Source organism: Rhodococcus sp. 06-1474-1B (assembly GCF_002258885.1).
Lineage (GTDB): Bacteria > Actinomycetota > Actinomycetes > Mycobacteriales > Mycobacteriaceae > Rhodococcoides > Rhodococcoides fascians.
Window position 1 is genome coordinate 496,487 of sequence record NZ_NOYR01000032.1, and the last position, 26,746, is coordinate 523,232.

A 26,746-nucleotide genomic window follows, 5' to 3' on the forward strand; every position below is an offset into this window, starting at 1 on the left:
GTAGTATTCGGCCGGGTTCCTCTGCGATAGAGAACAAGGCGTCCAGCGGCTACGCTCGCAACCGTGAGCCGACGTACGAAGATTGTCTGCACCCTTGGACCCGCAACCGCAACCACAGAGCGCATCCGCGAACTCGTCGAGAGTGGAATGGATGTCGCACGACTGAACTTCAGCCATGGCGATCACCCCGATCACCAGGCCAACTACGAGAGAGTTCGCGCCGCATCGGACGCCACCGGCAAAGCCGTGGGCATCCTGGCCGACCTGCAGGGACCGAAGATCCGACTCGGCCGATTCGCCGAGGGCTCCACCACCTGGGCCGCCGGTGAACTCATCCGCATCACCGTCGAGGAGTGCGAGGGCACCCACGATCGTGTGTCGACCACGTACAAGGAGCTGGCTCAGGACGCCAAGGAAGGCGACCGCCTGCTCGTCGACGACGGCAAGGTCGGCCTCGTCGTCACCGGCGTCGAAGGCAACGACGTGCTGTGTCGGGTCACCGAGGGTGGTCCGGTCAGTAACAACAAGGGCGTCTCCCTCCCGGGCATGGACGTCTCCGTTCCTGCCATGAGCGAGAAGGACATTGCGGACCTCGAGTTCGCCCTCGCGCTCGGATGCGATTTCATCGCGCTCTCGTTCGTGCGCTCTCCCGCCGATGTCGAACTCGTCCACGCAGTCATGGACCGCGTCGGCCGCCGAGTTCCGGTCATTGCCAAGCTCGAGAAGCCCGAGGCCGTCGACAACCTCGAAGCCATCGTGCTCGCGTTCGATGCGATCATGGTCGCCCGCGGTGACCTCGGCGTAGAGTTGCCACTCGAGCAGGTGCCCCTGGTGCAGAAGCGCGCCATCCAGATCGCCCGCGCCAACGCCAAGCCCGTCATCGTTGCGACCCAGATGCTCGAATCGATGATCGAGAACTCCCGTCCCACCCGCGCCGAGGCGTCCGACGTCGCCAACGCAGTGCTCGACGGTACCGACGCGGTCATGCTGTCCGGCGAGACCTCGGTCGGCAAGTACGTCATGGAGACGGTGCGGACGATGGCTCGGATCGTCGAGACCGTGGAAACCGAAGGCGACAGCGTTCCTCCTCTGACTCACGTTCCTCGCACCAAGCGCGGTGTCATTTCCTACGCCGCCCGCGATATCGGCGAGCGTCTGGACGCGAAGGCCCTCGTGGCCTTCACCCAGTCGGGCGACACCGTGCGACGGTTGGCTCGCCTCCACACCAAACTGCCGTTGCTCGCATTCACCTCGATCTCCGAGGTCCGCAGTCAGCTGTCCCTGAGCTGGGGCACCGAGACGTTCCTGGTTCCCGATGTGGGCTCGACGGACGCGATGGTCAAAGAGGTCGACAAGGCGTTGCTCGAACTCGGTCGTTACAACCGAGGCGATCAGGTCGTGATCGTCGCCGGTGCCCCTCCCGGCACAGTAGGCTCGACCAACTTGATCCATGTGCACCGAATCGGAGAAGAGGACCGGTAAGTGGTCGAAGCGGGGGGAACCGGCGTCAGCGAGAGCGCGCCGAGCAGTACAGCAGTACGCGGAACCGATCTCGAAACCCTTCTCGGTCTCCTCGCCCTCGAGGAGACCGAGGAGGATGTGTTCATCGGACAGCATCCGGAGCAGGTGGGGAGCCGGACGTTCGGTGGGCAGCTCGTCGCTCAGGCGCTCATCGCCGCCGGCCGGACCGTATCCGGAACGTCCCGGGACGTTCATGCGATCAATGCGCACTTCATCCGCGGTGGTGACGTCAAGAAGCCCATCGAATACCGGGTGAGTCGTCAGCGCGACGGCCGGGCGTTCGCCAACCGGCAGGTCACTGCGCTGCAGGACGGTAACGAGCTGTTCGTCATGCTCGCTGCTTTCCAGGATTTCGGTAAGGGCCTCGAGCACAGCGTCGAGGTGCCCGAGGTTCCGTATCCCGATGCTCTGCCGCCTCTCGGCGACCACTTCGTGGGGTTCGAGGACCGACTGCAGATGTTCGTCGATGCACTCAAACCGATCGACATGCGGTACGCGAACGATCCGGCGTGGATCATGCACGGCACCGGTGAGAAACTCAACCACAATCGGGTGTGGATGAAAGCGGACGGCGATCTGCCGGACGAGTCGATCTTTCACGCCGCGACCATGGGCTACGCGTCGGACACCACGGTGCTCGATTCGATCATCACCACCCATGGACTGTCCTGGGGACTCGACCGCATCGTGGCGGCGACGGTCAACCACTCCATCTGGTTTCACCGACCGTTCCGATTCGACGAGTGGGCTCTGTATGCGACCGAATCGCCGGTCGCGGCCGGATCGCGGGGACTCGCCACCGGCCGATTCTTCTCGATGGACGGTCAGTTGCTCGCAACCGTCGTGCAGGAGGGCCTCATTCGCCACTTCCCGAAACGCGTTCGCGCCTGAGTGCTGCCGACCACAGTCGAGTCTTGGCTTCGAGGGTGAGTGAGGCGTGCGCTGGACTGGTGGACGGCAGACGGATGCACTCGACGTCCTGCTGCACCGCGTTCGCGACGTATCTGCGATAGCTGTCGGCAGCTTTTGCTCCGTTGAACAGCACGGTGTCGATGCCGGGATGACCTGCGATGAGGTTCGCGACATCGTTTGCCACGATGGATGATTCGACTATGGCCGAGTCCAGGCTTCCGGTCCTGGTACACAGCTTCAGTACGTCCCACACAGCAATCCCGCTGCGCGCCAGTCGCTCTGTTCGCGCCTCGTACGGAAGTTCGGGACCGGCACCGAACAGCGCGCCCATGATCGGCCAGAACGCATTTCGGGGATGAGCGTAATACTGCTGAGCAGCAAGCGATGCGACACCGGGCATCGAACCGAGTATCAGCGTGTGAGCGTGCTCGTCGACTATCGGTTCGAAGCTGTGCACGACGTTCATGTCGCGATTACAGCAAACAGCGCGCGCAGGCACTCGGGTGGGACCACAATGGAGAGATGTTGGATCCACGCGTACTCGACAACAACGAACTCGAAGCCGAACTCGCCGCCTTGCGCAGAGGACGCGACGCCGCGATGGACGAAGGCGCGCGAGATGTGTCCACTGCCGATACCGATCATCTCATCGCCCGCTTCGAGGACGAGATTCGCAGGCGTCACCAGGACGGTGAGTCCGATCAGCCCAGCGCGGATCTGCCCTGACCGAGGATCAGCACGGCGCACGCCGCCGTCGACGAGATGATCCGGACGGTGTTCCACCGCGTCCAGTTCGAGGTGAACGACCGCCAAATGTCGGCTCCCGACGGACTCGCCGGATCCACCGCTGCCAGTGCATCGTTGAGTGGGACGTTGAACGCCACCGTGACCACGAAGCAGCCCACCACGTAGAGCGCTGCTCCCGCGCCGACCCAGGTCGATCGCCCACCCTCCGTGGTGATCGCGAGAACGGTTGCGAGAGAACAGGTCAACGCCGTACCGACGAACAGCGTCAGAAACAGTGGGTTGAGGATCGCGGCGTTCGATCTCTGCATCGCGGCGATCGCGTCGGGCACCGGTAACGACGCCAGGCCAGGAAGAACACTGACCGAGAACGCGAGCATGACGCCCGCGACGAGGCCGCATCCGACTGCTGCGACCAGGGTGGCGATCGAGGAGATCTTGTCGATCATCGGTTTTCCTTCCCGGGGATTCGTCGTGCGCTTCCGACCTTTCCGCGTCGCGGGTGGATGGACAATGCGCGCAGGGCTCGAATTCATGTCCGATCGTCCCGGCCGTGGGGGACAATTGTCCGGTGCGTGGAGCCGACCCCTGGAAGTCACCCGATCCGCTCGGTGAGGCTTTGCATTTCCTCCGAATGACCGGGTCCTTCTACGTGCGTTCCGAGATGAGTGGCTCGTGGGGGCTGGCCCTGCCCGCGATGGACGACGCTGTGTGGTTCCACACCGTGGTCGACGGGTCGTGTGTGCTGTCGGTCCCCGGGGAGTCGACGCGTGAGCTCGTTCCCGGCGACTTCGCGTTGGTTCCCCACGGGCGTGGGCACGTATTGGCGGCCGACATCGAGTCTGTCGGCGACGCGACCAGCGTGTACGAGGTGCCACACGACTACGTCAGCGACCGGTACGCAGTGATCGCCCAGTGCGATGCGAGCGGACCCGACACCGTGTTGGTCTGCGGGGCCGTCCGGATGGATCATCCTGCGGCGCAGCAGCTTCTTCGGCTGCTACCGGCGGTGATCGTGATCGACGCAGACAGCGAACCACAGCGCGCACGTATGCAGAACATCCTCGCCATGGTGGCCGACGAGGCACGATCGCTCGAGCCCGGGGGAGAGGCAGTGATCACCAGGCTTTCCGACGTTCTGGTGATTCAGGCGTTGAGGTCATGGATTGTGGACACTCCGAGCGCGCAGTCCGGTTGGCTGGGAGCGTTGCAGGACGAGCGGATCGGAGGCGCGCTGGCTCGCATTCATCGAAATCCCGACGAGCGGTGGACCGTTGCGGCACTGGCGTCGAGTGCACACATGTCACGTTCGGCGTTCTCGGCTCGATTCACCGCATTGGTCGGCGATTCGGTGATGAGTTACCTGGCGACGTGGCGGATGCAGGTCGCGTACGACACATTGCGGTCCGAGGACTTGGTGCTGGCCGAATTGGCCAGGCGCAGTGGCTATTTGTCGGAGGCAGCATTCGGCAAAGCATTCAAACGGGCGATGGGAGTCTCTCCGGGGAGTGTGCGTCGTCGTCGGGACGTGGCGTTGGTGCCGGTTCAGTCGAGTAGATGACGGAGATACACGTTCGGATCGTCGAGATATCGCCGCCAGTGCTGGACCAATTCGAGTTCGTCCCAGGTGCTTCGGCGCAGACCGTGTTCACCCACTTCGACGATGTCCGCACCGGGTGTCGAAGCCAGGATCGGTGAATGCGTGGCACAGACGAGCTGCGCCCCCTCCTCGCCCAAGTGGGACATCAGCGCGACCAGGTTCAGGCACGCGGTGAACGACAGGGCCGACTCCGGTTCGTCCAGCACATAGAAGCCCGGTTCGGCCAACATCGCACCGAACATGGTGAGAAAGCCCTCACCGTGGCTCATTTCGGCGGTGTTCTCGTCCCAGAAGCCCGGCATGCCGCCGAGGTTCTCGGCCATCTCGAATGCAGTCTCGGCGCGCAGGAAGAATCCCCGCTTCTGCTCGCGCGGACCCCGCAGCATGCGCGCGCCTCGTGGCGTGGTCTCGAGTTCGAGCACCTCGCCGAGGACGCTCGTCACCTCGTCCAGTCGACGAGACTTCTGCGCTGCCCGACCCCCGCGGGCGTCGATGCCGAAACGCTCTGCGATTGCCTCTACGAGAGTAGACTTACCGGAACCGTTGTCGCCCACCAGAATTGTGACCGGTGCGAGAAACTCGAGTCCCTCTCGCGCGAGGTCGGCGACAGCGGGAACGGTGAAGGGCCACTCCGATCCCACATCGTCGGCGTGGACAAAGGCGCGCTCTACGAACATGATTCAGGCGGTGACCAGGCGGTCGACGTAACCGGTTTCGTGGGCGGAGTCGGCGCTGCAGGTGTAGTAGACCCACTGAGCGGACTGGTCCGCGGAATCTCCGAAACGGTGGTCGACCTTCTGCGCGCACAATTTGCCCGCGCTGGTGTCATGGCAACGAAGACTGCTGGGTATGTACATCACCCCACTGTAGGCGTGATCGGGAGTAGACCCGACCGCTGTCGCGGCCGGTCGATCGTGCTGTGGTGCCCTCGGTGAGACTCGAACTCACACTGGACGGGTTTTGAATCCGTTTCCTCTGCCAATTGGGATACGAGGGCTGGCGTCTTTCAAGCAACGATTGACGAGTGTAGAAGATGCGCTTTCGGCCCCGTGCACCGGTACCCTTCAGTTGCTCGATGCCCCCGAGCGGCGACGACTGTCGAAGGAGACCGGTACAGATGAATGCTCCTGATACGCACGGTACTGGCAAGCCTGCGCTGCGGGTGGTGGTCGCGGAAGACGAATCCCTGATTCGTCTCGACCTGGTGGAGATGCTCCGCGAAGAGGGGTACGACGTGGTCGGTGAGGCCGCGGACGGTCAGCAGGCTGTGGAACTGGCTGTCGAACTTCGACCGGATCTGGTGATCATGGACGTGAAGATGCCGCGTCGTGACGGCATCGACGCGGCCTCCGAGATCGCGGAGAAGCGGATCGCGCCGGTGGTGATTCTCACAGCGTTCAGTCAGCGAGAGCTCGTGGAGAAGGCGCGCGATGCGGGTGCCATGGCCTATCTGGTCAAACCGTTCACCAAGGCCGATCTGATGCCTGCAGTCGAGTTGGCCGCGAGCCGATTCGGCGAGATCTCTGCGCTCGAATCGGAGATCGCCGATCTTCAGGATCGACTCGAGACCCGCAAGTTGATCGAGAAGGCCAAGGGCGTCCTGATGGAGTCGCAATCGCTGACGGAACCGCAGGCGTTCAAGTGGATTCAGCGTGCCGCGATGGACCGACGCACGACGATGAAGGCGGTAGCCGAGGTCGTGATCGAAACACTCGGTACTCCGGCGAACAACCCTGTGGCAGAGAGCTGATCGGCCCGCGGAAAGCTACGGCCACGTAAAACTTCGACCTCTTAGGTCACAGTCAGGTCACGAGCGTCGTTCTAGGCCTTGCGAACCGGTTTCGAGCATTAGCGTCTGGTTCACACGTGAGCCACATGTAACTCAGGTGAGCTTCAACGACGAGCAATTTCAAGGAGAACCTAGATGGCAATTCGGACCTATGTCCGCACGGCTGCAGTGCTGAGCGTCACCTCGCTCGCACTGTTCGGCTGTTCGTCGAGCGACGACTCGGGCTCGACCGACTCCACCAGCGCCAGCGGCGGCACGTCGGCCGCGGAAACGACCGTCTCCACCGACTGCACTCCTGAGCAGGCCACCGCCGGATCCACTCCCGACACGTCGCCGCTGGTGGTAGGAACCCTCCTTCCCGAGACCGGCACCCTGGCCTTCCTCGGACCACCCGAGGTCGCCGGTGTCCAGCTGGCCGTCAACGATGTCAACGGTGCGGGCGGCGTCCTCGACCAGCCCGTCACGCTCATCCCCGGTGACTCGGGCGACACCACCACCGACACCGCCAACACCACGGTCGACCGTCTGCTCGCCGGCGGCTCGAACGTCATCGTCGGTGCGGCGTCGTCCTCGGTGTCGCTCAAGGTCATCGACAAGATCGCCAGCGCGGGTGTCGTGCAGTTCTCGCCTGCCAACACCTCCGACCAGTTCGTCTGCTACCCGGACAAGGGCCAGTACTTCCGTACCGCGCCCACCGATGTGCTGCAGGCACAGGCACTCTCGCAGCTGATCGCCGAGGACGGCGCGCAGCGCGTGGCCATCCTGGCTCTCAACGACCCCTATGGAACGGGCCTGGCCAAGAACACCGCCGACAACCTCGAAGAGGCCGGCATCGCGGCAGACCAGATCCAGACCACGATCTACGACCCGAACGCACAGTCGTTCAACGCCGAGGTCGACGGCGTGAAGAACTTCAACCCGGATGCCGTCGCCATCATCGGCTTCGAGGAGTCCGCGAAGATCATCACCCGTATGCACGAGATCGGCATCGGACCGTCCGACGGCACGTTGGTCTACGGCGTCGACGGCAACATGGGCAACGCACTCGGTGAGTCGGTCGCTGCAGGCCTGCTCGACAAGATGCGCGGCACCACCCCGCTGACCGACGTCGGCACCGCGTTCCAGGACCGACTCAAGGGCGTGGATCCGGCATTGGTCGACTTCAACTACGCCGGTGAGTCCTACGACGCGGTCGTCATCTCGGCGCTGGCAGCCGAGCAGGCGAAGTCGACGGCAGGCACCGACATCGCTGCCAACATCAACAGCATCACCAAGGACGGCACGAAGTGCACGACCTTCGCCGAGTGCCTCCCACTCGTCAAGGCCGGCACCGATATCGACTACGACGGAGTCACCGGCGCGCTGAACTTCAGTGACGCAGGCGAGCCCGCCACCGGTTCCTACGGCAACCTGGTCTTCGGACCGGACAACAAGCTGACGACGGACGGATACATCGTCGTCGGTGAGTGATCTGTAGCTGCTGCACAGCCTCCGGGCCCGAGTCCTGACATCAGGACTCGGGCCCGGAGTCGTTCGAATACACCACGTTGGGTACCTATGGCGCAGGTACGAGAAAGCCCCGACTCGAACTATGTCGAGTCGGGGCTTCCTGCCGAGAAGGTCAGGCCTTCTTTTCTTTGCTTCCCGCGAGAGTGCCGAGGTAGAGCTCGATCACCTTGGGATCGTTCATCAACGCCGGCCCGGTATCGGTGTAGGCGTTGCGACCTTGATCGAGAACATAGCCGCGGTCGCAGATCTGCAGGCAGCGGCGGGCATTCTGCTCGACCATGATGATCGAGACGCCCGCCGCGTTGATCTTCTTGCAGCGGATGAAGACCTCGTCCTGGAACATCGGCGACAAGCCTGCCGACGGTTCGTCGAGCAGCAGCACCGACGGTTCCATCATCAGGGCCCGCCCCATCGCCACCATCTGGCGCTCACCGCCGGACAGTGCACCTGCCTTGACCTTCTTGCGTTCGCCGAGCAGTGGGAACAACTCGCTGACGAAGTCGAACCGCTCACCGAACTTCTTGGGCCGCAGATAGATTCCCATCTCGAGGTTTTCCTCGATCGTGAGCGATGGGAACACGTTCTGCGTCTGGGGCACGTATCCGACGCCCTTGGTCACCAGAACGTGCGCCTCGGCGGAGGTGATGTTGTCACCGCGCAGCTTCACGCTGCCCTCGCGGACCGCCACGAGGCCGAACAACGTCTTGAGCAGAGTCGACTTACCGGCACCGTTGGGTCCGATGATGCCGACGATCTCACCGTCGTTCAGAAAGAAGTTGCACTCACTGAGGATGTTCACACCGGGGATGTACCCGGCAACCAGACCGTCGGCGCGCAGCAACGCTCCTTCGGCCAGACGCGCATGCTCGCCCGGCGTGGCCGCGAACTCGGCCGGCGTCAGAGTTTGTTCGCTCATCAGTTGTCCTCCTTGGCTCGGTGCGAGCCGCCCGCAGCAGTGTCGGTGGCTGCGGGGCTGACGAACTCCGGTTCCGAAAGATCGCCTCCTGCTTGCAGTTCCTCCACCTCGGCTTGCTTCAATGCCTCGGCCAGTTCGGCGGTGGCTCCGACGGGATTGCCGTCGGCGTCGAATTCGAGTGCTTGATCGTGATGGCTACCGAGATAGGCATCGACGACGGCACCGTTGTTGGAGAGCTCTTCCGGGGTGGACTCGGCGATGATGCTGCCCTGAGCCATTACCACCACCCAGTCGCTGATGTCGCGGATGACATCCATGTCGTGTTCGACGAACACCACTGTCATGCCGTCGTCGCGCAGCGATTTGATGTGGCCCAGAAGCGATTGCGTGAGAGCGGGATTGACTCCGGCCATCGGCTCGTCGAGCATGACGACCGACGGATCGGTCATCAACGCTCGCGCCATCTCCAGGAGTTTGCGCTGGCCACCCGACAACGAGCCGGCCAGATCGTCGGCCTTGGCGTCGAGTTTGAAGCGCCCCAGCAGTTCATAGGCGCGTTCGGTGATCTGACGCTCCTGTGCTTTCCACGTCCACGGCATGAACGTGTTGATCATGCGCTCGCCGCGTTGGCCCGTCGCCCCCAGTCGAACGTTGTCCAGCACAGTCAGTTTCGACAGTGCCTTCGTCAACTGGAAGGTGCGCACGACGCCTTTGCGTGCCACCTGATGTGGGTGCATCCGGCCGAGTTCCTGACCGTCCATCGACCACGTGCCGGTGTCGGGTCGGTCGAATCCGGTGAGCAGGTTGAACAGTGTGGTCTTACCCGCGCCGTTCGGTCCGATCAGACCGGTGATGCATCCGCGCTGGATCTCGAGGTGCGCCACGTCGACGGCCTTGAGGCCGCCGAAGGTACGCGAGACCCCGTCGACCACCAATGTCGCGTCGGGCTTGGCTGCCCCGGGCTCGTTGGCGACGCCGGCGAACAGACTGGCACGCTGATCGCTCGACAGTGCTTTGGCCGCACGTGCTTCGAGTGTGCTGGCTTTCTTGCTCGGTGTCGCATCTGCGGCGGCACCGGTGCTCGGGTCAGGCATTGAGTTGAACCTCTCGCTTGTTGCCGAGAATGCCCTGGGGTCTGAACACCATCAGCACGGCGATCAGAATTCCCAGGAGTACGAATCGGGTGGCACCGACCTGGGCACCGGTGAGGTTGAGCACCGGATCGTCGCCCGAGATCAGTTGCCGCAGAATCGCGTCGGGAATGGACAGCAGGAACCAGAACAGCATTGCGCCGATCACGGGGCCGAACACCGTTGCGGCACCGCCGAGAATGAGAGCGCCGAACGCGAAGAACGTCTGCGCGGTCGAATAGAAGTCGGGGTTGATCGACTGCGTCTGCAGTGCGTTGAACACCCCGCCCATACCGCCGATCACGCCGCCGAGAACGAGTGCCTGCATCTTGTAGACGAACACGTTCTTACCCAGCGACCGGGCAGCGTCCTCGTCTTCACGAACCGCCTTGAGAACGCGACCCCACGGGCTGTGTGTCAGCAGGTAGACGACCCCGCACAGCAGCAGTACCAACGTCCAGCCGACGAGCATGGCCCACAGGTCGTTACCCAGGAATCGAACGCCGATGAAGCTGTACGTCTTTCCACCCTCGAACGGGCTGAGGTTGGTGAACGGAGCTGCGAATCCGGTGATGCCGTTGGTGGACTTGGTCACCGAATCGGTTGCCGTGGAGCGGAATACCAGTCGCAGGATTTCCGATGCGGCAATCGTCACGATGGCGAGATAATCCGCTCGCAATCGCAGGGTCGGAATGCCGAGCACCAGAGCCAGCAGGCCGGCCGCAGCGAGACCGACCAGAATGCCGAGCCACAGTGGCTGCTCATAGGTGATCGTGGTGATGCCGACGCCGTAGCCGCCGAGTAGGGCGAAGCCGATCTGGCCGAAGTTGAGCAGGCCGGCGTAGCCGAAGTGCAGGTTCAGGCCGATGGCGAGCAGTGCGTAGAAGATGGCCGACGGGCCGACCAGCTGAGCAAGAGAGATCTGAAGTGCGCCGATGATATCCATGTGCAGGTCACCCGATCCTTTGTCGCGAGCCGAGGATGCCCTGAGGACGGACGACGAGGATGAGAATCAAGACGAGCAACCCTCCGATGTATTTGAGGTCGGGATTGATGACCAACGTCGACCACTGCACGAGCAGACCCACGATGACGCAACCGAGGAATGCGCCGTAGGCCGTGCCGAGTCCTCCGAGCGTGATTCCGGCGAACATGAGCAGTAGGAGTTTGAAGCCCATCTCCCATTGCACGCGGCCGCCGAGTTCGGAGAGCCCGAACAGCACGCCGCCGAGGGCAGCCAGGCCGCCACCGAGGCACCAGACGAACGTCACGACGCGCTCGACGTTGATACCCGACGAGGCAGCCAGATCACGGTTGTCGGCCACCGCACGCATGGCTTTACCGATCTTGGTGCGCTGCAGCATCAGTGCGACGCCGATGAGGACGACGACGCTGATGACGATGCAGGCGAGGTTGACGTTGGTGATCGACAGTGGGCCCCAGTCGTTCTCGGTCTGAGCCTGGTAGTCGTCGAATGGCTCCGAGCGGTCGGAGAAGAAGATCAGGATGAGGTAGCGCAGCGCAATGGCGAGTCCGATCGTGACCACCAGCTGAGCGATCAGGCCGGTTCGACGTTTACGCAACGGCCGCCAGATCAGGGCGTTGTTGAGCCAGCCGATCGCGACTCCGACGATGATCGCCAGCACGGTGGCTGGGATCAGTTGTATCCCGAGGCTCACATTGAAGAACCATGCCGCGACGGCTCCGAGCGTCACGAGTTCGCCGTGTGCGAAGTTGGTCAAGCCCGTCGTTCCGAAGATCAAGCTCAGACCGACCGCCGCGAGCGCGATGACCAGACCGAAGCGGAAGCCGTCGACCGTGGTGCGCACGAACTTCTCGTAGAACGGGGTGCTGGTCGCGGTCCTGGCCTCACCGAAGGAGAAGATGACGGTGTTCGAGCGACCGGCCTGCACGTCGCGCTCGACCTCGCCCTGCACGCTCACCCCGTCGGGGAGCGTTTCCTGGACCACCTGGAATGTGTATGTGCCAGGCGACAATTCGAGAGCCCAGCGTCCGCCGGTCTCGCTGGTGGTGCGGGCCACTTCGCTGCCCGACGCGTCGAGCGCCGCAACATCGACCCCTTCGAGGCGTTCTCCACCGTTGTTGAGCGATCCCGCGACGCTGACGGCGTCTGCGGGCGGTGCCTGTTCGGCACTGGTTCCCGGTGCCGCCGGGGGAGTGGGGGTAGGTTCCTGCGCCAACGCAGGCGCACTGAACAGCAGCGCCGCAATGGAACTCAGGATGGCGAGTAGGAGTGTTCGCTGGAATACGCGAACTGCAGATCTTGCGCGCAACCTCGGTGGTTGCACCTTTCTGGTCCATCGAACATTTGGAGCCACGCACGTCCTCCGGACGGTTGTCGTTGAGTCACGGGATGGGGATTTACTGCAATTGTCGGACTCTATCCGTTGAAACGACGCAAAATCGGCAACTGAGATTTCCGGAAAGTATCGGTTGTGTTTCGCGCTGCGGAAGATCGGTGCCGCGGCGATTGCGGCGCGGTGCCCGCATCCGGCTACGTGATGTCGGACCCGCTACCTAGACTGGTCAACCGTGAGCCCAGTAACCGACAAAAGTGCAGCACCCGCAGCCCGGACCGATGCGAAGTCAGCCGAAGAGCGTCCGACGCTGCTCCTCATCGACGGTCACTCGATGGCCTTCCGTGCCTTCTTCGCGTTGCCGGCGGACAATTTCAAGACCACGAGCGGTCAGTCCACCAATGCCGTGTACGGGTTCACCTCGATGCTGATCAACCTGTTGCGAGACGAGAAGCCGACGCACATCGCCGCCGCCTTCGACGTGTCACGGCAAACGTTCCGAGCCGAGCGGTTCCCCGAATACAAGGCGAATCGGAGCAAGACGCCGGACGAGTTCGCGGGCCAGGTGGACATCACCAAGGACGTGCTCGGTGCCATGGGCATTCCCGTGATGGCCGAGGCAGGATTCGAAGCCGACGACATCATCGCCACTCTGGTCACACAGGCCGAGGCACTGGGCTATCGCGTCCTCGTGGTCACCGGCGATCGTGACGCACTGCAGCTGGTCACCGACAACGTCACAGTGCTCTATCCCCGCAAGGGTGTCTCGGACCTGACGCGATTCACTCCGGACGAGGTCGCCAACAAATACGGTCTGACGCCCTCTCAGTACCCGGACTTCGCAGCTCTGCGCGGAGATCCGAGCGACAACCTTCCCGGCATCCCCGGCGTCGGAGAGAAGACGGCGACCAAGTGGATCATCGAATACGGGTCGCTCACCGCACTCGTCGACAACGTCGACAAGGTGAAGGGCAAGGTGGGCGACGCATTGCGGGCCAACTTGTCGAGTGTGGTGCTCAACCGCGAGCTCACCGAGATGGTGCGCGACGTGCCGTTGCCCTTCACACCTGATCAACTCGAGCTGGCCCCGTGGGATCGCGAGAAGATCCACGCCCTGTTCGACGATCTGGAGTTTCGCATCCTGCGGGATCGACTGTTCGAGACACTCGCCTCGGTCGAGCCCGAGGCAGAAGAAGGGTTCGACGTTCGGGGCGGCATCGTCGCGCCCGGGGAGTTGGCGGCGTGGCTGGACGAGCATGCGTCCGACGGTCGGCGTAGCGGGGTATCCATCCTCGGACCACGCAGGCCGTACGACAGCGACGCGACCTCGGTGGCCATCGCGGCAGCAGACGGCGAAGGTGCCTTCGTCACCACGACGGCTCTCGACGAATCCGACGAACGCGCTCTGGCCGCGTGGTTCGCCGATGCGGATCGACCCAAAGCTCTGCACGAGGCGAAGTGGGCACTGCACGCTGTTCGTGGTCGAGGATGGACGCTCGGTGGGTTGACGACCGATACCGCGCTCGCGGCGTATCTCGTCCGGCCCGGTCAGCGGTCGTTCAACCTCGACGACTTGTCGCTGCGCTACCTCAAGCGCGAACTACGCGTCGAAGACGCGGGCGAGGGGCAGATGTCACTTCTCGACGCCGAGGACACCGCTGACGCGGCATTCGCCGAGGGCGAAATTCTCAAGGCGCGGGCGGTCATCGATTTGGCCGACGCCCTGGACGCGGAACTCGCGGCAATCGAGTCGACCACTCTGCTCTCGGAGATGGAACTGCCGCTGCTGACAGTGCTTGCCGATATCGAAGCGACGGGCATCGCAGTGGACGGCGATCACCTGCGCTCGCTGCAATCGGGTTTTGCTGCGCAGGTCGACGAGGCCGCGAACTCCGCGTACGGCGTGATCGACAAGCAGATAAATCTCGGATCGCCCAAACAGCTGCAGGTGGTGCTGTTCGAGGAACTCGACATGCCCAAGACCAAGAAGACCAAGACCGGGTACACCACCGACGCCGATGCTCTTCAGGGGCTGTTCGAGAAGACCGAGCATCCGTTCCTGAAGTTCCTGCTCGATCACCGTGATGCCACACGGATGAAGGTGACGGTGGACGGCCTGCTCAAGTCTGTCGCCGACGACGGCCGCATTCACACCACGTTCAATCAGACCGTCGCGGCCACCGGACGACTGTCGTCGACCGAACCGAACCTGCAGAACATCCCGGTGCGGAACGAGGCGGGTCGCCACATCCGCGACGGCTTTGTGGTCGGTGCCGGCTACGACACCCTGCTCACCGCCGATTACAGCCAGATCGAGATGCGCATCATGGCGCACGTATCCGGTGACGAGGGGCTGATCGAAGCGTTCAACACCGGTGAGGACCTGCACAGCTTCGTCGGTTCGCGCGCGTTCGGCGTACCGATCGACGAGGTCACCCCGGAACTACGCCGTCGAGTCAAGGCCATGTCGTACGGCCTCGCCTACGGACTCAGCGCGTTCGGCCTCGCCGCGCAGTTGAAGATCTCCACCGACGAAGCCAAGCAGCAGATGGAGGCGTACTTCGCTCGCTTCGGCGGCGTGCGCGACTACCTGCGCAACGCGGTCGAGGAAGCCCGAAAGGTGGGCTACACCTCGACGCTGTACGGCCGTCGTCGTTACCTCCCAGATCTCAACAGCGACAATCGTCAGCGTCGCGAGGTCGCCGAGCGCGCGGCACTCAACGCTCCGATTCAGGGCACTGCCGCAGACATCATCAAGGTAGCGATGATCGACGTGCACAAGTCTCTGGCGGAGTCGACCTTGAAGTCGCGCATGCTGTTGCAGGTGCACGACGAACTGGTACTCGAGGTCGTCGACTCCGAGCGCGAGGAAGTCGAGGCGTTGGTGCGTAACAAGATGTCGTCGGCCATCGAATTGTCGGTGCCCCTCGAGGTGTCGGTCGGTACCGGTCGCAGCTGGGATGCCGCAGCTCACTGAATCGGGCCATGGCACAGCGAAGGGCCGCTCACCGGATTCGGTGAACGGCCCTTCGTTTTTGTGCTGTGAGGGAATTACTCCGCTGCGGGTGCCTGCTCGGCGATCTGCTGACGGACGACGTCCATGTCGAGTGCCTTGATCTGGCCGACGAGGTCTTCGAGCGCCGGAGCGGGCAATGCGCCGGGCTGGGCGTAGACCAGGATGCCCTCGCGGAAGGCCATGATCGTCGGGATCGACTGGATCTGCGCTGCAGCGGCCAAGCCCTGTTCGGCTTCGGTGTCGACCTTGGCGTGCACGATGTCCGGGTGCGCGTCGGAAGACTTCTCGAACGTCGGCGCGAACTGGCGGCACGGACCGCACCAGGAGGCCCAGAAGTCGACCAACACCACGTCGTTGCTGGTGACGATCTCGTCGAAATTCTGCTGAGTCAAAGTCTGAGTGGCCACGCGTACCCTTTCGATTGATTGCGCTTCTTGTTCGTCTCAACGCAGAGGTTCTCCGGAATCTTCCCGGACCCACTCCTCTCCGTGGTCCGTCACACGGGTTGCGGCGCGGCCCGGAATGTTCGGCGGTACGAGTTGGGCGTCGTGCAGCGAAGTCTGACGAAATGCTGGCGCAGGGCTGCAGCATTCCCGAAACCGACGACTTCGGCGATCGAATCCATCGGCAGGTCGGAGTTCTCGAGGAGCTGCTGCGCAGCCAGTACGCGTTGATCGTTGAGCCACCGCGCGGGCGTCGTGCCGGTCTCGGCGGCGAACTTGCGGGCGAATGTACGAGCCGACATGTTCACCCGCGCAGCCAGTCGGCCGATCGTGAGTTCCGAATCGAGGTTCTCGGTCATCCAATCGAGCAACGGTGCCAACGTTTCGGTTCGGATCGCCGGTAGTGGACTGGTGACGAACTGCGCCTGGCCGCCGTCACGGTGTGGCGGAACGACCATTCTGCGCGCGATTCCGTTGGCCACGACACTGCCTTGGTATTTGCGGACGATGTGCAGGCACAGGTCGATACCGGCCGCGGTGCCCGCACTGGTCAGTACATTCCCGTCGTCCACGTAGAGAACGTTTGGGTCGACCTGGGCCAACGGGTATTTCGCGGCCAGGGAGGCCGAGTGTCGCCAATGGGTCGTACACCGCCTGCCGTCGAGCAGGCCCGCGGCGCCGAGTACGAACGCGCCGTTGCACAGGCTGGCGACCAGCGCGCCTCGGTCCACCGCCGCACGGAGTTTGTCGAGTAGTGGCTCGATCGAGGGGCTGTACTTACTGCCGCACACGTAGCTTCCGTCGTCGGCCGATTCGGTGCCGCCGGCCGGAACGATGATCAGATCGGCGCTGTCGAGCCGGTCGAGATCGTGGGGCACATCGATCGTGTAACCCACCCGGGTGCGAATCGTGTCGGGGACCCCGGCGATCAACGAGAAGTCGTAGGTGGGCAGTCCCTCGTCGGAGCGGTCGAATCCGAACACCTCGCAGGCCACGCCGAGCTCGAACTGCTCGGTCAACGGCAGCAGTACTGCGACCACCTTCTTCAGCATGACAGCAGTATGGCAGAAAATCGACGATACATGTCGTTACTGCCACTCGTGTTGAGTCGGTGCAGGTAGGACGCTGGTGGCATGACAATTGTACTGGTGGTTGTGTTGATGTTTCTCGCCCTCGTTGCGTGGGTCGCTGTCGGCCGCACGCCGGATACACATGCGGAGGTGACCCAGTTCGGAGACTTCCGGTTCTGACAGGCCCGACGGTCAGCCGATGCGCCATTCGCACTTGTCGTCGCCGTCCCACCGACGCAAGGCAACGGCAGAGCCGATCAGGTCGTCCAGGTGCGGGCACAGCAGGCGCGTCGCGGCACCGGCTTCGTCGGGTGTCAACCGCCGGGCCAGCGTCACGTGCGGCGTCCAATGCCCGATGGCGACATTGTCGAACGAGCCCGGGCCCACGGCGGCATGCATCCGAGCATGCAGGTCGAGCAGCTCGACGCTCGGCACGACCAGACGGGCCAGGGTGGCGGTCCGGCCACCGAATACGACGAGGCCGCCGAGACGAACATCGAACGGGTCGAAACGCACGGCCGTACCGGAATCGACGGACGCGGGCATGGACGACGCCACCGAGACGGTGATGTGCGGACGATTCGACTCGCCCCGATGACGGTTCTGGCTCGGCAGGCCGGCATCGGAGAGTGCCGCCCACTCGCGGCGAACCGCAGTATCGAGCCCCGAGTCGAGGAGGAGTTCGGCGGACTGCACCATGTAGTCATGATGGCGCAGACGGACGGACGAGATGCACCGACTTTACGAATTGGGGCCATGACCGGCGACGGTATCGGTCACGAGATCGTCCCTGCGACGATCCGGGTGGTGGACGCAGCTCTGGCCGCTGTGCACGGTCCCGTCGTCGACTGGCAGCACTTGCCGCTGGGGTTGGGTGCTCTCGACGAGTACGGAACGCCGATGCCCGAGCACACGTTGAACGAGCTCGGCAGGCTCGAGGCGTGGATTCTCGGGCCTCACGACAGCGCGTCGTACCCCGAGCCGTTCCGATCTCAGCTGACTCCGGGCGGACGAATTCGCAAGCATTTCGATCTGTTCGCCAACATCCGTCCGGCCAAGGCGCTCCCTGGAGTGCGCGCGATGTCGCCGCAGATGGACCTGGTGGTGGTGCGGGAGAACACCGAGGGCTTCTACGCCGACCGCAACATGTTCGTCGGCAGTGGCGAGTTCATGCCCACGCCCGATGTAGCGCTCGCGGTGGGAGTGTTCACCCGTTCCGCGTGCGAACGCATCGCTCGTGAGGCCTTCTCGCTCGCAGACCGGCGGCGGAGGAAAGTGACGATCGTGCACAAGACCAACGTGCTGTCGATTACGACGGGATTGTTTCGCGATGCCTGCCGGTCCGTCGGCGAGGAGTTTTCGCAGGTAGACGTCAACGAAGAGCACGTGGACGCCCTCGCGGCGCATCTGGTTCGACGCGGTGAGGACTACGACGTCATCGTGGCCGAGAACATGTTCGGGGACATCCTCTCCGACCTGACCGGAGAGCTGTCCGGGTCGCTCGGGACGGCACCGTCGATCAACTCTTCGCGTACCCAGGCCATGGCGCAGGCCTCCCATGGATCCGCCCCGGATATCGCAGGCAAGAATCGCGCCAACCCGACGGCGCTGTTCCTGTCGGCCGCGATGCTGCTCGAGTGGCTCGCCGATCGGCACGGGGACGAACGGCTCGCCGCCGCAGCCGGCCGGATTCGGCACGCCGTGGACGACACCGTCAGATCCGGGGTCGCGACAGCAGACCTCGGCGGGCAGGCGTCGACCAGCGCCTTCACCGAGACCGTCGAAGCCAGGGTGCACCGGCGCTGATCGACTGCGGACTCACCGCGGTTTTCGACTACTGAAGATCGCGGTGCCGGGAAACAGCTGGCCGCGCAGTGGGCTCCACTGACCCCACTCGCGGTCGAGCCACTCCGGCCAATCCGGCTCGACGATGTCGCGAACCTCGAGACCTGCGGCGACCAGTTCACGCACGCGATCACCGATCGTGCGGTGATGCTCGACGTAGTTGGGGGTCCCGTCGGCGTCGTATTCGACGTACGGGGTTCGATCGAAGTACGGAATCGTCGCGGTCAGACCGCCCACCCCGGGATCGTCGGGGAACACCCAGCGCATCGGATGGTTGACCGCGAACACCCAGATGCCGCCCGGCCGCAGTACCCGCGCCACTTCCTTCATCACATTGGCGGAGTCCGCGACGAACGGAACCGCACCGAAGGCCGAGCACACGATGTCGAACCGCTCGTCGGCGAACGGTAGGGACTCGGCACTGGCCTGCACCAGCGGAACCGTCGACCCGCCCGCGGTCATCGCGTCGACGCCGCGCTGCAACATGCCCATCGAGATGTCGAGGCCGATGGCGCGCGCCCCCTGAGTCCCGAGCCAGCGGGCGCAGGGTGCGCTGCCGCAGCCCACCTCGAGAATGTCCTTGCCCGCGACGTCACCCAGCAGATGCACGTCGCCCTCGTGCAGTCCCTCCGGGCACCAGACGAACTCTCCGGATTCGGTCGACGCGCCCAGAAACGCGCCGTGCGTACGGTGATAATTGTCGGCATCCGAATCCCACCAGGTTCGACTCGCGCGGTCGCTCGCGACCGAATCGATTCGGCCGCGGCCGGGGGTGGACGACGGTGCGGAAGGATCGGTCACACGCCGACTCTAACCGGGTTTGTGCTGGTACTGCGGCATCGCGTACCCTGATCAACGCGAGTGTGTTCATGCTGCGCCCAGGTCGGGTTCGCCCGGCGTCGACGCGTGCGGAGCCGGCAACGGATCCGCGGAAGATGCTCGTGCTGCACACGTTTCACAAGTCCGACCGAACATCCATCAACCGATACCCAACCCGTCCGGAGCAACTCAACACATGCCCTCAACCACAACCTCACCGCAGGTAGCCGTCAACGATATCGGCTCCGCAGAGGATTTTCTCGCCGCCATCGACGCCACGATCAAGTACTTCAACGATGGTGACATCGTCGAGGGCACCATCGTCAAGGTCGATCGTGACGAGGTTCTACTCGACATCGGTTACAAGACCGAAGGCGTCATCCCTTCCCGCGAGCTCTCCATCAAGCACGATGTCGACCCCAACGAGGTCGTCTCCGTGGGAGATGAGATCGAAGCACTCGTCCTCACCAAGGAGGACAAGGAAGGCCGTCTGATCCTGTCCAAGAAGCGAGCTCAGTACGAGCGCGCTTGGGGCACGATCGAGGAGCTCAAGGAGAAGGACGAGGCCGTCAAGGGCACCGTCATCGAGGTCGTCAAGGGTGGACTCATCCTCGACATCGGTCTCCGTGGCTTCCTCCCCGCCTCGCTCGTCGAGATGCGTCGCGTCCGCGACCTCCAGCCGTACGTCGGCAAGGAGATCGAGGCCAAGATCATCGAGCTCGACAAGAACCGCAACAACGTGGTCCTGTCGCGTCGCGCATGGCTCGAGCAGACCCAGTCCGAGGTCCGCAGCGAGTTCCTGCACCAGCTGCAGAAGGGCCAGGTCCGCAAGGGCGTCGTGTCCTCCATCGTCAACTTCGGTGCCTTCGTGGACCTGGGTGGCGTCGACGGCCTGGTGCACGTCTCCGAGCTGTCCTGGAAGCACATCGATCACCCGTCCGAGGTTGTCGAGGTCGGCACCGAGGTCACCGTCGAGGTTCTCGACGTCGACCTGGACCGCGAGCGTGTGTCGCTGTCGCTCAAGGCAACGCAGGAAGATCCGTGGCGCCAGTTCGCTCGCACCCACGCGATCGGCCAGATCGTGCCCGGCAAGGTCACCAAGCTCGTTCCGTTCGGTGCGTTCGTTCGCGTCGAAGAGGGCATCGAGGGCCTCGTGCACATCTCCGAGCTGGCCGAGCGCCACGTGGAGGTTCCGGACCAGGTCGTGGGTGTCGGCGACGACGCACTCGTCAAGGTCATCGACATCGATCTCGAGCGTCGCCGGATTTCGTTGAGCCTCAAGCAGGCCAACGAGGACTACGCAGAAGAGTTCGATCCGTCCAAGTACGGCATGGCCGACTCGTACGACGAGGGTGGCAACTACATCTTCCCCGAGGGCTTCGACTCCGAGACCAACGAATGGCTCGAAGGTTACGAGAAGCAGCGTGAAGAGTGGGAAGGTCGCTACGCCGAGGCAGAGCGTCGCCACAAGATGCACACCGCTCAGATGGAGAAGACGGCCAAGGACGAAGCTGCCGAAGCCGCCAACACCAACTACTCCTCCGAGTCGGGTCAGGCTCCCGCCGATGCAGAAGGCGATGCTCCCGCAGCGTCGGCTCCCGCCTCGACCGGTGGATCGCTGGCCAGCGATGCGCAGCTCGCTGCACTTCGCGAGAAGCTGTCGGGCAACGCCTGATAGAAGTAGTCCACCCGTGAGGGTGTGACCTCGGCCCCGGTTCTCCCTGTGAGAACCGGGGCTTTCTCGTTCGAATACGCAGGTGCAACGGGAACGACAATGGACCCGGTTCTGGTGAACCGGGTCCAAGGTTGAGGGGGAGTGCGAACTACGCGGCGGTGGCTGGACTCCACTGGCCGACGCTCGCCGTGCGCTTACGCATCGTGGCGAAGCTGTGGCGGGCAGGGGTCAGGAGGTTGGTGAACCAGTTACGCCGGTGGTCGGCCAGCGCCGAGGCAACTTCTGGAATGAGAATGCAATGAACGCCTGCATCCATGCCGAGGCGGTGCCGACCCGGTTGGATCTGATTGCTTTGCATGGGTGTCCTTTTCGCTGGCGGTGGGTCGGCACATCGAGGTCGCGCTCGTCGAAGATAACCGACAGGCTTGCAAAACCGGTGCATTTGGGGCTGGTGGGCTTCGGCGTGTTCGAGTGTCAGACTGGACGCATGCTGAGACTGGGACTGACCGGCGGAATTGGTGCCGGCAAATCGACCGTGGCGAAAGTGCTGACCGAACTCGGGGGAGTGCTCGTCGACTCGGACGTACTTGCCCGCGAAGTGGTGGAGCCGGGAACGCCTGGGCTGCAACAACTGACGGACACCTTCGGTACCGAGATACTGGCACCCGACGGGTCACTCGATCGGCCGGCCTTGGCCGCCAAGGCTTTCGGCGACGAGGAGTCGCGAAAGAAGCTCAACGCCATCGTGCATCCATTGGTCGGACAGCGCACTACCGAGATCATCGAAGGTGCGGCAGCGGATGCCGTGGTGGTGCAAGATATTCCACTTCTCGTCGAAGGCTCGATGGCTCCGTTCTTCCATCTGGTCGTCGTCGTCTGGGTCGACGCCGAGGAACGAGTACGTCGGCTGACCGGCCAACGAAACATGCCCGAGGCCGATGCCCGCGCGCGCATCGCCGCGCAGGCGACCGACGATGCGCGCCGAGCGGCGGCAGATGTGTGGATAGACAACACGGGTGCGCCCGGCAGCGTCGACGATCAGGTACGAAACTTGTGGAACGAGCGCGTGATTCCCTTCGAGCGCAACCTCAGAGAGGGCATTGTCGCCCGGACGCATCCGGAACTCGTGACTGCAGACCCGGCCTGGGAATCCCAGGCGCGGCGAATGATCGCGCGCCTTGCTCTCGCGTGTGGGGACAAGGCTGTTCGGATCGACCACGTCGGATCGACGGCGGTACCCGGACTCGACGCCAAGGACGTGCTCGACATCCAGATCACGGTGCGCTCGCTGGCCGACGCAGATTCCGTCGGCGAACAGTTGCGCGTCGCCGGGTTCCCCGGCGTCGAGTCCAGTGACTTCGACGATCCGAAGCCCGCTTACGGAGTGGGTGGTGAGGCCGATCCGGCCGTGTGGGGCAAGCGTTTTCACGGCAACGCAGACCCCGGCCGACCGGCCAACGTCCATGTTCGAGTCGACGGTTGGCCGAACCAGACGTTCGCCCTGGTGTTCCGTGACTGGCTCCGGGCGGACGCGGCTGTCGCGACGGAATACGCCGCGATCAAGCGGCGTGCTTCCGAAGCTGCCGCCGGAATCACCGACTACCGCTCGGCGATCGAGGCATACGAGAACGCAAAGGCACCGTGGTTCGACGTGGCGTATCGGCGGGCGTGGCAGTGGGCAGAGGAGACGAACTGGACCGCCTGAGGTAGAGCTGCGCGTCAGGCCGGTTTGCCGTTCCATTCCGTCGGCATTCCGACCGACGCGAGCCAGGCGTTCAGGTCGTAATCGTGCCGCGTCAGTCCTTCGATGGCCGCGATCGATCGGGACAGCGCCCGCTCGGCCGTCGGGGTGTCCAGATGCTGCGCCACGCGCGCGTCGAACAGCTCGTCGACGTCCAGCAGGTCGTAGTCGCGGCCGGTGCGAACACTGAGGTCGAGATAGTGATCGACCGAGGTCCATCGGCTGGCCCCGGCCGTGTACTCGCCGATGTCGACGTAGTAGTCCTGGTCTCTTGCGTGCGCGGGCAGGTAATGGAACACCGAGGCCCGGAGCCCGAGAGCAGGCAGTAGCCAGGACTCCAGGTAGTCGAAGTGGGCATGGTCGCAAGGCCGGGCCATGTACAGCCCCCACGGCTCGACGCGGTATTCGTCGACCACGCGAACGAACCCTTTGGGGTCGACGTTGGTCTTCGCAACCAGGTCGAACGTTTCGTGTTTCGGGGCATGAACGACGGTGTGCGCACCGGCTGACGTGTGAGCGACCATGCCTGTAGAAGCTACCGGGAACAGACCTCCGAGGTCTCTCCGACGGAACTTGTCGGTGGTCGCGTCTACGCTTGTGTAATGGCGTTTGCATCCGAACATCCCGTTGTCGCGCACTCCGAACACCGTCCGGTGGGAGCGATCGAGCGCACCGGACCGGCGTTCGAGGTCGTCAGCGAACACGTTCCGGCCGGTGATCAGCCGACCGCCATCGCCGAACTCGAACGTCGGATCAAGGCGGACGAGAAGGACGTCGTGCTTCTCGGTGCCACCGGTACCGGTAAGTCGGCCACCACCGCCTGGCTGATCGAGAAACTGCAGCGCCCCACCCTGGTGATGGCACCGAACAAGACTCTCGCAGCGCAGTTGGCGAACGAGCTGCGAGACATGTTGCCCAACAACGCAGTCGAGTACTTCGTGTCGTACTACGACTACTACCAGCCCGAGGCGTACATTGCGCAGACCGATACTTATATCGAAAAGGACTCGTCCATCAACGACGACGTCGAGCGTCTGCGGCACTCGGCGACGGCATCCCTGCTCTCTCGCCGAGACGTGGTCGTGGTGGCGTCGGTGTCGTGCATCTACGGTCTCGGTACCCCGCAGTCGTACGTCGATCGGTCGATCGAGCTCGAGGTCAACGTCGAGGTCCAGCGTGATGCGCTGCTCCGGCTTCTGGTCGACGTGCAGTACACGCGCAACGACATGGCGTTCACCCGCGGATCGTTCCGAGTCCGCGGCGATACCGTGGAGATCATTCCGTCGTACGAGGAGCTCGCTATTCGCATCGAGTTCTTCGGTGACGAGATCGAGGCGCTGTACTACCTGCATCCGCTGACGGGCGACATCGTTCGCCAAGTCGATTCGGTACGCATCTTCCCGGCCACCCATTACGTCGCCGGACCGGAGCGCATGGAACGGGCGGTCAAGGACATCGAGGCCGAGCTCGAGGCGCGGCTGGCGGAACTCGAAGGCAAGGGAAAGCTGCTCGAGGCGCAGCGGCTTCGGATGCGCACGCAATACGACCTGGAAATGATCAAGCAGGTCGGCTTCTGCTCCGGCATCGAGAACTACTCGCGGCACATAGACGGTCGCGGGGCCGGCACCGCACCCGCGACCCTGATCGACTACTTCCCCGAGGACTTCCTACTCGTCATCGACGAATCTCACGTCACCGTCCCACAGATCGGCGCGATGTACGAGGGCGACATGTCGCGCAAGCGGAACCTGGTCGATTTCGGGTTCCGGTTGCCGTCTGCGACGGACAACCGGCCGCTGACGTGGGAAGAGTTCACACAGAGGATCGGCCAGACCGTCTACCTGTCCGCTACTCCCGGCAAGTACGAACTGGGGCAGACCGGCGGCGAATTCGTCGAGCAGGTCATCCGTCCTACCGGCCTCGTCGATCCGAAGGTCGTCATCAAACCGACCAAGGGGCAGATCGACGACCTCGTGCACCAAATTCGCGAGCGTGCCGAGAAGGACGAACGAGTTCTCGTCACCACTTTGACCAAGAAGATGTCGGAGGACCTGACCGACTATCTGCTCGAGCTGGGCATCCGCGTCCGGTACCTGCACTCCGACATCGATACCTTGCGCCGAGTCGAGCTGCTGCGGCAGCTTCGGCTGGGTGAGTACGACGTCCTGGTCGGCATCAACCTCCTCCGGGAGGGCCTCGACCTTCCCGAGGTGTCATTGGTCGCCATTCTCGACGCGGACAAGGAGGGATTCCTCCGCAGCGGCACCAGCCTCATTCAGACGATCGGCCGCGCCGCTCGAAACGTGTCCGGTGAAGTGCACATGTACGCCGACAAGATGACCGACTCCATGACGTACGCGATCGAGGAGACCGAACGTCGGCGCGAGAAGCAGATCGCCTACAACAAGGAGCGGGGAGTCGATCCGCAACCGCTGCGCAAGAAGATCGCCGACATTCTCGATCAGGTGTATCAGGAAGCAGAGGACACCGACACGGCCGTCGAAGTGGGTGGCTCGGGTCGGAACGCCAGCCGTGGTCGGCGAGCGCAGGGCGAAGCAGGCAGGTCGGTCAGCTCCGGCGTGTACGAGGGGCAGGATGTTTCGTCGATGCCGCGCGCCGAGTTGGCGGACCTGATCAAGAACATGACCGATCAGATGATGAACGCTGCCCGCGAGTTGAAGTTCGAGCTGGCCGGTCGACTGCGCGACGAGATCCAGGACCTGAAGAAGGAGCTCCGCGGCATGGACGCGGCCGGCCTCAAGTAGGTCGGGCGGGTGGTGCGAGTCGAGCCTGCGGAACGATCCGAAATGGTTCGGTTACGGTTCAGTGATGGACGCAACCACCGCCGGGCGCACCTCTCGTGCACTCGAACTGATCCACTCGATGACCTACTTCCTGCCGGAGACGCAGGACGCTCTCGTTGCCGCTGGGTTACCGCCACGAGCCTGCTACTTCGCCGGTCGTGCAGCACCTCTCGGGCCGGTCGGTGCAGGTGTCGTGACAGCCACGTTCTACAACTTCAACCGCGATCTGATCAGCCCGCTGGTTCCGGCAGCCTGGGCCATCGCCTCTCCCGACGAGATCATGGCAATCCGTTACGCCACATTCGACACCGCATTCGAGCGTCTGTTGGGCTCCGAGACGTTGGCGTCCCCGGATATGGCCGAAGCTGCCGACCTCGCCTCGATCGCTGCGCGTGGAATCCCAGGAGACGACGGTCGGCCGCTGTACGCCGCCTACGCCGAACTCGACTGGCCGCAAGCGCCGCACCTCGTGTTGTGGCACGCGCTCACCCTGATCCGTGAGTACCGCGGCGACGGTCACATTGCCGCGCTGCAGACGGCGGGGTTGAACGGCCTGGACGCGCTGATCACCCACACCGCCACCGGGTACGGCTTCGAGAAGGAATTCGCGCGCAAGCGTCGTGGATGGTCGACCGAGCAGTGGAACGAAGCCGTGGCGTCCTTGGCCGATCGTGAATTGGTGACGGCCGACGGCGCTTTGACTCAGGACGGGAAAGATCTCCGCACGTTGGTCGAGGACATCACCAACGACCTCGCCGTCGCGCCGTGGGCCGCCCTCGGCGAGGATGGTGCAGCTCGGCTGGTTTCGCTCGCGACGCCGTGGCGTGAGTCGATCGTCGGCCAGGGCACCATTCCCGAGGGCGTCTTCGGGCCAGCGATCAAAAAGAAGTAGGC

At 63.7% G+C, this 26,746-nt stretch carries 26 protein-coding genes and 1 tRNA gene; 12 read left to right on the plus strand and 15 right to left on the minus strand.

Annotated elements, in window-relative coordinates; translation table 11 throughout:
- Window positions 1–63: 63 nt before the first annotated feature.
- Window positions 64–1,482, plus strand: coding sequence for a pyruvate kinase (gene pyk, locus CH266_RS20210; RefSeq protein ID WP_027497274.1), 1,419 nt, complete (start codon window positions 64–66; stop codon window positions 1,480–1,482).
- Window positions 1,483–2,412: an acyl-CoA thioesterase gene (locus tag CH266_RS20215; RefSeq protein ID WP_032370334.1), complete on the plus strand. Its 930-nt coding sequence runs from the start codon at window positions 1,483–1,485 to the stop codon at window positions 2,410–2,412.
- Here CH266_RS20215 and CH266_RS20220 read toward each other — a convergent pair.
- A complete protein-coding gene (locus tag CH266_RS20220; RefSeq protein WP_032368067.1) occupies window positions 2,378–2,899 on the minus strand; it encodes a DNA-deoxyinosine glycosylase in 522 nt (173 codons plus the stop codon). The two genes, CH266_RS20215 and CH266_RS20220, sit on opposite strands and share 35 nt — an antisense overlap.
- A 56-nt stretch (window positions 2,900–2,955) precedes the next feature.
- Here CH266_RS20220 and CH266_RS20225 point away from each other — a divergent pair, with 56 nt between their 5' ends.
- Window positions 2,956–3,159 (plus strand): hypothetical protein, encoded by a 204-nt coding sequence (locus CH266_RS20225; protein ID WP_027497271.1) that lies wholly within the window; start codon window positions 2,956–2,958, stop codon window positions 3,157–3,159.
- Here CH266_RS20225 and CH266_RS20230 read toward each other — a convergent pair.
- Window positions 3,135–3,626 (minus strand): anthrone oxygenase family protein, encoded by a 492-nt coding sequence (locus CH266_RS20230; RefSeq protein WP_032374324.1) that lies wholly within the window; start codon window positions 3,624–3,626, stop codon window positions 3,135–3,137. The two genes, CH266_RS20225 and CH266_RS20230, sit on opposite strands and share 25 nt — an antisense overlap.
- Before the next feature lie 122 nt (window positions 3,627–3,748).
- Between CH266_RS20230 and CH266_RS20235 the strand changes: the two genes are divergently transcribed.
- On the plus strand, window positions 3,749–4,738 hold the full coding sequence (locus tag CH266_RS20235) for an AraC family transcriptional regulator (RefSeq protein WP_094716016.1): 990 nt from the start codon (window positions 3,749–3,751) through the stop codon (window positions 4,736–4,738).
- On the opposite strand, the gene CH266_RS20240 is transcribed toward CH266_RS20235, so the two are convergent.
- The 3 genes from CH266_RS20240 to CH266_RS20245 form a co-directional block, all read right to left on the minus strand.
- Window positions 4,723–5,454: an AAA family ATPase gene (locus CH266_RS20240; RefSeq protein ID WP_032400010.1), complete on the minus strand. Its 732-nt coding sequence runs from the start codon at window positions 5,452–5,454 to the stop codon at window positions 4,723–4,725. The two genes, CH266_RS20235 and CH266_RS20240, sit on opposite strands and share 16 nt — an antisense overlap.
- 3 nt (window positions 5,455–5,457) lie before the next feature.
- Complete coding sequence (locus CH266_RS25550) at window positions 5,458–5,634, minus strand: hypothetical protein (protein ID WP_165430221.1); 177 nt, start codon at window positions 5,632–5,634, stop codon at window positions 5,458–5,460.
- A 63-nt stretch (window positions 5,635–5,697) separates the two neighbouring features.
- A tRNA-Leu gene (locus CH266_RS20245) sits at window positions 5,698–5,774 on the minus strand.
- Window positions 5,775–5,894: 120 nt separating this feature from the next.
- Here CH266_RS20245 and CH266_RS20250 point away from each other — a divergent pair.
- Together CH266_RS20250 and CH266_RS20255 are read left to right on the plus strand one after the other, a co-directional pair.
- Window positions 5,895–6,527, plus strand: coding sequence for an ANTAR domain-containing response regulator (locus tag CH266_RS20250; protein WP_027497267.1), 633 nt, complete (start codon window positions 5,895–5,897; stop codon window positions 6,525–6,527).
- A 174-nt stretch (window positions 6,528–6,701) separates the two neighbouring features.
- Entirely contained in the window at window positions 6,702–8,036 is a 1,335-nt protein-coding gene (locus CH266_RS20255) for an ABC transporter substrate-binding protein (protein ID WP_032374321.1), read from the plus strand.
- Between the two features lie 151 nt (window positions 8,037–8,187).
- Here the strand turns inward: CH266_RS20255 and CH266_RS20260 are convergent, their stop codons facing one another.
- Genes CH266_RS20260 through CH266_RS20275 form a run of 4 tightly spaced genes read right to left on the minus strand, consistent with a single transcriptional unit; the run spans window position 8,188 to window position 12,415 of the window.
- Window positions 8,188–8,991 (minus strand): ABC transporter ATP-binding protein, encoded by an 804-nt coding sequence (locus CH266_RS20260; protein ID WP_027497265.1) that lies wholly within the window; start codon window positions 8,989–8,991, stop codon window positions 8,188–8,190.
- Window positions 8,991–10,085, minus strand: coding sequence for an ABC transporter ATP-binding protein (locus CH266_RS20265; protein ID WP_027497264.1), 1,095 nt, complete (start codon window positions 10,083–10,085; stop codon window positions 8,991–8,993). Before CH266_RS20265 ends, CH266_RS20260 begins: the two co-directional genes overlap by 1 nt.
- Window positions 10,078–11,067: a branched-chain amino acid ABC transporter permease gene (locus CH266_RS20270; RefSeq protein ID WP_027497263.1), complete on the minus strand. Its 990-nt coding sequence runs from the start codon at window positions 11,065–11,067 to the stop codon at window positions 10,078–10,080. The genes CH266_RS20265 and CH266_RS20270 overlap by 8 nt, the downstream gene beginning before the upstream one ends.
- 7 nt (window positions 11,068–11,074) lie before the next feature.
- The gene (locus CH266_RS20275; protein WP_045841244.1) at window positions 11,075–12,415 is read right to left on the minus strand and encodes a branched-chain amino acid ABC transporter permease; all 1,341 of its coding nucleotides are present in this window, start codon (window positions 12,413–12,415) and stop codon (window positions 11,075–11,077) included.
- Window positions 12,416–12,674: 259 nt separating this feature from the next.
- Here CH266_RS20275 and polA point away from each other — a divergent pair, with 259 nt between their 5' ends.
- On the plus strand, window positions 12,675–15,416 hold the full coding sequence (gene polA / locus CH266_RS20280) for a DNA polymerase I (protein ID WP_094716017.1): 2,742 nt from the start codon (window positions 12,675–12,677) through the stop codon (window positions 15,414–15,416).
- A 74-nt stretch (window positions 15,417–15,490) separates the two neighbouring features.
- Here polA and trxA read toward each other — a convergent pair whose 3' ends face one another.
- The 3 genes from trxA to CH266_RS20295 form a co-directional block, all read right to left on the minus strand.
- Window positions 15,491–15,862: a thioredoxin gene (gene trxA, locus CH266_RS20285; protein WP_027497260.1), complete on the minus strand. Its 372-nt coding sequence runs from the start codon at window positions 15,860–15,862 to the stop codon at window positions 15,491–15,493.
- Between the two features lie 89 nt (window positions 15,863–15,951).
- A complete protein-coding gene (locus CH266_RS20290; RefSeq protein WP_032365530.1) occupies window positions 15,952–16,950 on the minus strand; it encodes a helix-turn-helix domain-containing protein in 999 nt (332 codons plus the stop codon).
- Window positions 16,951–17,160: 210 nt separating this feature from the next.
- Window positions 17,161–17,667, minus strand: coding sequence for a 2'-5' RNA ligase family protein (locus CH266_RS20295; protein ID WP_094716018.1), 507 nt, complete (start codon window positions 17,665–17,667; stop codon window positions 17,161–17,163).
- Between the two features lie 9 nt (window positions 17,668–17,676).
- Here CH266_RS20295 and CH266_RS20300 point away from each other — a divergent pair, with 9 nt between their 5' ends.
- Window positions 17,677–18,774 (plus strand): isocitrate/isopropylmalate dehydrogenase family protein, encoded by a 1,098-nt coding sequence (locus tag CH266_RS20300; RefSeq protein ID WP_094716057.1) that lies wholly within the window; start codon window positions 17,677–17,679, stop codon window positions 18,772–18,774.
- Between the two features lie 12 nt (window positions 18,775–18,786).
- On the opposite strand, the gene CH266_RS20305 is transcribed toward CH266_RS20300, so the two are convergent.
- Window positions 18,787–19,614: a class I SAM-dependent methyltransferase gene (locus CH266_RS20305; RefSeq protein ID WP_032382851.1), complete on the minus strand. Its 828-nt coding sequence runs from the start codon at window positions 19,612–19,614 to the stop codon at window positions 18,787–18,789.
- A 214-nt stretch (window positions 19,615–19,828) separates the two neighbouring features.
- Here CH266_RS20305 and rpsA point away from each other — a divergent pair, with 214 nt between their 5' ends.
- Complete coding sequence (gene rpsA / locus CH266_RS20310) at window positions 19,829–21,307, plus strand: 30S ribosomal protein S1 (protein WP_027497255.1); 1,479 nt, start codon at window positions 19,829–19,831, stop codon at window positions 21,305–21,307.
- Between the two features lie 148 nt (window positions 21,308–21,455).
- Here the strand turns inward: rpsA and CH266_RS20315 are convergent, their stop codons facing one another.
- On the minus strand, window positions 21,456–21,665 hold the full coding sequence (locus tag CH266_RS20315) for a hypothetical protein (protein ID WP_027497254.1): 210 nt from the start codon (window positions 21,663–21,665) through the stop codon (window positions 21,456–21,458).
- Between the two features lie 129 nt (window positions 21,666–21,794).
- On the opposite strand from CH266_RS20315, the gene coaE reads away from it, so the two are divergent.
- A complete protein-coding gene (coaE, locus tag CH266_RS20320; protein WP_094716058.1) occupies window positions 21,795–23,012 on the plus strand; it encodes a dephospho-CoA kinase in 1,218 nt (405 codons plus the stop codon).
- Between the two features lie 14 nt (window positions 23,013–23,026).
- On the opposite strand, the gene CH266_RS20325 is transcribed toward coaE, so the two are convergent.
- On the minus strand, window positions 23,027–23,572 hold the full coding sequence (locus CH266_RS20325; protein WP_094716019.1) for a DUF402 domain-containing protein: 546 nt from the start codon (window positions 23,570–23,572) through the stop codon (window positions 23,027–23,029).
- A gap of 78 nt (window positions 23,573–23,650) precedes the next feature.
- On the opposite strand from CH266_RS20325, the gene uvrB reads away from it, so the two are divergent.
- Together uvrB and CH266_RS20335 are read left to right on the plus strand one after the other, a co-directional pair.
- Complete coding sequence (gene uvrB / locus CH266_RS20330; RefSeq protein WP_027497251.1) at window positions 23,651–25,813, plus strand: excinuclease ABC subunit UvrB; 2,163 nt, start codon at window positions 23,651–23,653, stop codon at window positions 25,811–25,813.
- A 64-nt stretch (window positions 25,814–25,877) separates the two neighbouring features.
- Window positions 25,878–26,744, plus strand: a complete 867-nt coding sequence (locus CH266_RS20335; protein WP_094716020.1) for an SCO6745 family protein — start codon at window positions 25,878–25,880, stop codon at window positions 26,742–26,744.
- Window positions 26,745–26,746: the final 2 nt, after the last annotated feature.